This is a genomic window from Methylomonas sp. Kb3 (assembly GCF_002834115.1).
In the GTDB taxonomy this organism is placed as follows: domain Bacteria; phylum Pseudomonadota; class Gammaproteobacteria; order Methylococcales; family Methylomonadaceae; genus Methylomonas; species Methylomonas defluvii.
Genome location: NZ_PIZT01000034.1, coordinates 1 through 5084, shown reverse-complemented (window position 1 = coordinate 5084; position 5084 = coordinate 1). Strand labels below are relative to the sequence as shown.

Genomic DNA, 5084 nt, shown 5'->3' with positions numbered 1-5084 from the left:
CGGCGGCTTGCAGGTGGTTGTCTGCCCAGCGCTCGACCTCGGTGAATTCTTGCGGCTTGTCGGTGGTGGCCGGAAATGGATAATCTGCCCAACTCTCATCGATCTTGGCAGCCAAATAGACGTCCAAGCTCTCTTTGATTTCCCTAATCTCGCGCTCGACCGCCCACAGTGAATAAATAACAGTGTCAGTATACGCTGGGGAATAACAGGATTCGGCCAGCAATAAAATCACGGCGTGGGCGCGTTGCGCGGACTCAAAAAGAGTATCTAGCCTTGGTAGGGTTGCTGTGATTGCGTTCATGCCGCACCGCCTTCGACAGTTTCTTGCGGCTTGTCGGCGGTAGAGTCGTCTTTGGGCCAGATAAACCGCTCTAAGGTGCTGAACCCGCTATTTATTTCGTTCTGGACAACAAACAGCGAGTTAAGGACGTTCTCATCGGAAATGCTTTCGACGTAACTGTCTAAGATCAGCGCAAGTACAGCCTGTGCGCGCTGAATATCGCAAAAAGCATTGAGAGCGGTGTCGAAGGCGGCGGTTTTTGGGCTGGTTTCGCCCTGGGCGGTTTGAGTGGTCATAGCGGTATTCCTAGAAAAGATGAATAACCGCCGCCGATGTTTTCCACAACACGGGCGACGGGATTGAGTGGGGTGGAAATACCGCATCTAGGCGCGGCCAGCCTTTCGGCTGCCCAAACAATCCCGCCATAAAAGAGGCACGGCAAAGCCATGCAAAAATGACGCGCATAAAAAAACCACTAAGGTCAGTGGCGTTTTTTACGCCTAGATAAACGGGTTTCCACGCCCGGCGCCGAATATGTCGGCACGGTTAAAGCTTAGGCTTGGTGTTGTGGTGGTGTCAAGGAAATTTTTTGACCGAGTAAGGGAATGAGGATATTGCCTAGACAGAAAAGGTGCGCAATAATTTAAAAAACATCACCGACTCGCACTGGCTAAAGTGCAAGGTGTAAAGGCGGAAATATGGCGTACCCAGAATTGGTATTCGATTGGTCCATCCATCGTGAGCTTGCCGACAACATATGGCACGCGCAAATGGCCGGGCATCCGAAAGTACTGACATACAACGGCCCGGACATGACGCTTCGTAAGGAGCAACGGAAAGCCGCGATGCATTATCAGGTCGATGGCGATAATTATGAGATCCCGCATATTCTCAGCCGTGACGAATATCCATTTGCGTGTACCGTTGAGGGCGGCAAGGCATGGGTCGGACATATTCCCGGCAGGGAGAATAGCGCGCAAGGCGGACTGATTGCCGGTTTTTTGAAACGCCACCACATAATTGCCGGCTCTGGGAGAGCGGTCAAAGTTCCTCGTGAAGGTGATCAATCACCCTCGTGGGCCGGTTACCAAGTAGTTCAAATCCGCAGTTGGTGTTATCCCCCAAGTCCTGTGGAAAACCCTGTGACAAAGCCGTGACAACACAATCTAAGTAGTCGCCAGGCAACAAGGAAGGTCAAATTGACTGAAATTTGGTCAGCACACTCAGTAGCGAGATATTGCGAACACCGCGCACGGTTGACGAGGCTGTTGACTGGCTTTTGCTCATCATGAACGACACCGAGCGCAGGGCAGTTGCAAGCGCGGAGGAAGACGAACTGGTCGAGTTCCACTTTTGCCTTGGCGTAGCGATTCGGAATGCGTTTGGGCTGCATAACCCCGGCAGTGAATTGGCGGCGGCTTGCGGTACCGGCATTCATCCGGATGATGCAAGTGGCGTCATTATCCGGGCGCTTTGGGGACGGTTGCAGGATGGCGAAGGGAAATAGCCATATTGCCTCTAACTTAGCTCGCTTGCGTGCTGATGCCGAATGGATACGGGAGCACCCCGGAATCTACCCAATGGAGCGTTGGCTAAGGCTGCCACTCGCATTGAGCAAGGCCGGGCAATTTGACGAAGCTATCAATGAATTTCACCGGCTTCTGGATGAAGTTGACTGGCGTTTAAATATCGAAGTCCCTAGGCAGAGACCTGGCGGCGATCCTCCGCGCTCGGTGTTTCTGGAAAAATTCGGGCACCTCAGTCGGTTTCAGATTTACGAACAAATGAGCTTTGCCTGTAAAAGGCAAAACATGCTTGAGCCAGCAGCGCGTTACATCTTGTTGGCGGACCAACACTATCAGGCGTTTTTAGATATGTCGGTGGAGTCTTACTATCACAGGTCGACACACGAGCGCGCAACCACCGATCATAACCCTTCGGCGTGAAAGACGAAAAACAGAGGTTAAAGCCCGTAGCCCGCCAGGTTCCTGAATACTCCCCACTGGGGGAAAGTAAAAATCGACAAAGCCGGCGCAAGTTTACCAGGTTCGAAGATGGGCCCACCGTTACTGAATCAAGCAACCAGTAAAAGCCTTGGGTGGTTGGCCCGGTACTGACAAACGAAATCATCCATCAGCTTCTTCCTGTCAGCCTGCTTTGGGTACCGCGTCATTAACAGCATGTTGCGCTTCCGGATCGCCGCCAGTAGTCGCGTGTCGTAAACATCCAAATCAGCTTCACTGATTGCTGCCCACTTGCCGGTCAACGCCCTGTTACAAAACATGTGCTCTCCGATGCAATGCCCTTTGGTGGTTTCCTTGCCGGCGGATTCCCGAACGAATTGCAGCATGTCGGTCATTTCTGATCCGGTATTGCGTTTTGCAGCCAGTTCAGACTTTCGGCCTGGTTCGTTAATGATGGTCTTCAGGCGGATGAATTCATCGACAAGGGCAATTTGGCCATCTACTGATTTCTTGCCGCCGATAAATGGCATCGCAATCAAAAATGAGCGCTCGTCGAGCTGATACATTTTTTGCTCACGACCGTAAGCGTCGTTATAAGAGATTGGCACAAATTTGAGCCGATCTTTCAACTTGTCCAAGCTTCTCAGAACGCTTTTATGCGGTCGTCCAAACAGTTCCGCTATCACCAAACTGGTGGTAGTCAGTTTCTGTCCATGAACTTCGACCAGCTTCAATTTTGCATCGGCGCTCATGCTGCCTCCACGTCGACAGCTAAGTCGAAACTTTCAAGCAGAGCCAGGATGTCCGATTTTCGCCAGGCAGTTGTCCGCTTACCAAGCTTGATCGGTTGCGGGTATTCGCCCGATGCTACGCGGGCCAGGAACGTTGATCGACCAATCGGCAGCAACGGATCAATGCCGCGCTTTTCGTCGCCTGTGATATGCCAGACGCGCAAATAGCCTAACGCTACTGCCGCCAGTCTGTGTGGGCTTGGTTTGCTTGCCATCGTGACCTCCTATTTAGGTCTAGTGAATGATGGCAATATGTTGATGGATGATTTCGGGCCTGTTTGCGCCGTTTTCCGAATTTGAAATAGGGCCACACGAACCACTGCGCATTGACCGTCGCAGCGCTATCGGCTACTTTTGGGCTGACTTTTACTGTTGGAGGAAATGGGTATGTGTAAGGGAATGATGTTTTTGGTTTTCGTTTTGGCGGCTTTTCCGGTTGTTGTATTAGCGGATGATGTTAATTTATCTGATCAGTACAAAAAATGCGTGGCTGATTCTGGTGGCGTCACCAACGAATTACTCGGTTGCATTTCAACGGAAACCGAAATTCAAGATGCACGACTGAATAAAGCCTACAAGTCAGCAATGACCGGAATCGAAAAGCAGAGAGTTAAAGCGCTACAAGAAGCCCAAAGAGCATGGTTGAAATATCGGGACGCAAATTGCGGATTTTATGCAGATCCAGACGGCGGCACATCGGCGGCTATCAATTCTAACGAATGTATTGTTTCTGAAACAGGGAATAGAGCAAAAGAGCTTGAAATTATTGCGGGAAGCAGACCATGATCAGAAAAATTATATTTTACCCGATTCTATTTTTATCCGCATGCGCAACTATTGATGATTCTGTTTATTCACCATTCTATTTTGGGCCAGACAATATTTCAATCGGAGACGCCAGATTAAAGGTAAGGCAATTCGTAAGAGAAAATCCAAATAATTTTTCAGTATCAAGAATGGCTTGCGATTCTTTGGGTATTTATGCTCAGAATTCTAAGCCTATCAATTATCCTTTGAGTACGTGTGAAAAAGAGGCTCAAGAATATTACGCCGAAATTAGGTCTGAAATTAAAGCAAAGTCCTATTCGGCAAACAAAGATAATTTAGCGCGTCAGCAAGAAAGAATTGATGAGGAAATACGCCAAATAGCGGCAAAAAAAACAGCGGAAGAAGAGGATAAAAAGCGAAAGAAAGATGAGTTAAAAATATTACTAAAAACAGGAAAAAAGCAACCAGAATCAGTCGAGGAAGCATCAATTTTTTATGATGCAAAGCAAGGAGAAGCATTAGCAAACTCGCCAAAAATAAAACCTGATAACCAATTTTATTCAATGGTTGGAATGATTAATCGTATGGATGGCGACAATATTTTTGTTGCGCAGCTACTAACTAGCAGAAGTTATTTTAAGGTTCGCATACCTGAAAAATTAAAAGCTGAATTCGAGAAAACAGCAAAAGTAAATGGATGGTTTGGCATTGTTGGGAAATACACCGAAAACAGCGAAGTGCTATTGGTGCTACTTCAATCGGTGCCTGTTCCTATTTTTGATGCAGTTTATTTTCAATCTTTAAATTGAAATTGGAGAAAAAAGGGCACTACAAAACTAAGTCGTTCGCCTATCGTTTTCCGGTGGGTTAATAGGTCATTAACCGCTAATAACGTCCAATAAATAGCAAAAAGCCGCGACGGTGCGTGGCCTTCAAAAGACGTCAATAACAGGGACTTAATGCCACTCGCCGGTTACCGGGTCTTTGATGAATAAATTGAGGACAAATGACTCATCTCGCTCAAAGCGACCCGATTCGACGTAATCGAATGCCATATCAACGGTATAGTCACCTTCCCAGCTTTCAATCCATTGGCATTCCCGGTCGGATGAGCCTTCGGGTGGCAGTACCAAAAAACGATCTGTCGCATTCGCATGCCAAGCCATCCAGTAACCGTTGCTGGTTTTGGCGTAAGTAGCGGTACCGAGCCACCTTGATAGCTTCTTGTCACCGTTTGCCATCTGCATCGCGATACGTGGGCGGTAGCCCTTGAAAACCATT

General features: G+C 48.3%; 10 protein-coding genes. 5 read left to right on the top strand and 5 right to left on the bottom strand.

What is annotated here, in order from left to right; genetic code table 11:
* Nucleotides 1-301 (bottom strand): hypothetical protein (locus CWO84_RS14920; protein WP_133120698.1); only part of this gene is annotated, 301 nt, incomplete at its 3' end.
* Nucleotides 298-576: a hypothetical protein gene (locus tag CWO84_RS14915; protein WP_101053518.1), complete on the bottom strand. Its 279-nt coding sequence runs from the start codon at nt 574-576 to the stop codon at nt 298-300. The genes CWO84_RS14915 and CWO84_RS14920, both read right to left, overlap by 4 nt.
* 402 nt (nt 577-978) lie before the next feature.
* Between CWO84_RS14915 and CWO84_RS14910 the strand changes: the two genes are divergently transcribed.
* The 3 genes from CWO84_RS14910 (at nt 979) to CWO84_RS14900 (ending at nt 2226) form a co-directional block, all read left to right on the top strand.
* Nucleotides 979-1437, top strand: coding sequence for a NucA/NucB deoxyribonuclease domain-containing protein (locus CWO84_RS14910; RefSeq protein WP_101053516.1), 459 nt, complete (start codon nt 979-981; stop codon nt 1435-1437).
* A gap of 53 nt (nt 1438-1490) precedes the next feature.
* Nucleotides 1491-1787 carry a DUF6794 domain-containing protein gene (locus tag CWO84_RS14905; protein WP_101053514.1) on the top strand — a complete coding sequence of 99 codons (297 nt, stop codon included), beginning with the start codon at nt 1491-1493 and terminating at the stop codon, nt 1785-1787.
* Nucleotides 1788-1860: 73 nt separating this feature from the next.
* Nucleotides 1861-2226: a hypothetical protein gene (locus CWO84_RS14900; protein ID WP_133120697.1), complete on the top strand. Its 366-nt coding sequence runs from the start codon at nt 1861-1863 to the stop codon at nt 2224-2226.
* Between the two features lie 128 nt (nt 2227-2354).
* Here CWO84_RS14900 and CWO84_RS14895 read toward each other — a convergent pair whose 3' ends face one another.
* Complete coding sequence (locus CWO84_RS14895; RefSeq protein WP_101053510.1) at nt 2355-2996, bottom strand: Rha family transcriptional regulator; 642 nt, start codon at nt 2994-2996, stop codon at nt 2355-2357.
* Nucleotides 2993-3250, bottom strand: coding sequence for an AlpA family phage regulatory protein (locus CWO84_RS14890; RefSeq protein WP_101053508.1), 258 nt, complete (start codon nt 3248-3250; stop codon nt 2993-2995). The genes CWO84_RS14895 and CWO84_RS14890 overlap by 4 nt, the downstream gene beginning before the upstream one ends.
* A 172-nt stretch (nt 3251-3422) precedes the next feature.
* On the opposite strand from CWO84_RS14890, the gene CWO84_RS14885 reads away from it, so the two are divergent.
* Together CWO84_RS14885 and CWO84_RS14880 are read left to right on the top strand one after the other, a co-directional pair.
* On the top strand, nt 3423-3821 hold the full coding sequence (locus tag CWO84_RS14885) for a lysozyme inhibitor LprI family protein (RefSeq protein ID WP_051670315.1): 399 nt from the start codon (nt 3423-3425) through the stop codon (nt 3819-3821).
* The gene (locus CWO84_RS14880) at nt 3818-4612 is read left to right on the top strand and encodes a hypothetical protein (protein ID WP_101053506.1); all 795 of its coding nucleotides are present in this window, start codon (nt 3818-3820) and stop codon (nt 4610-4612) included. Before CWO84_RS14885 ends, CWO84_RS14880 begins: the two co-directional genes overlap by 4 nt.
* Before the next feature lie 147 nt (nt 4613-4759).
* Here CWO84_RS14880 and CWO84_RS24450 read toward each other — a convergent pair.
* Nucleotides 4760-5084: hypothetical protein (locus CWO84_RS24450; RefSeq protein ID WP_205800388.1), on the bottom strand; the 325-nt coding region annotated here is incomplete at its 5' end.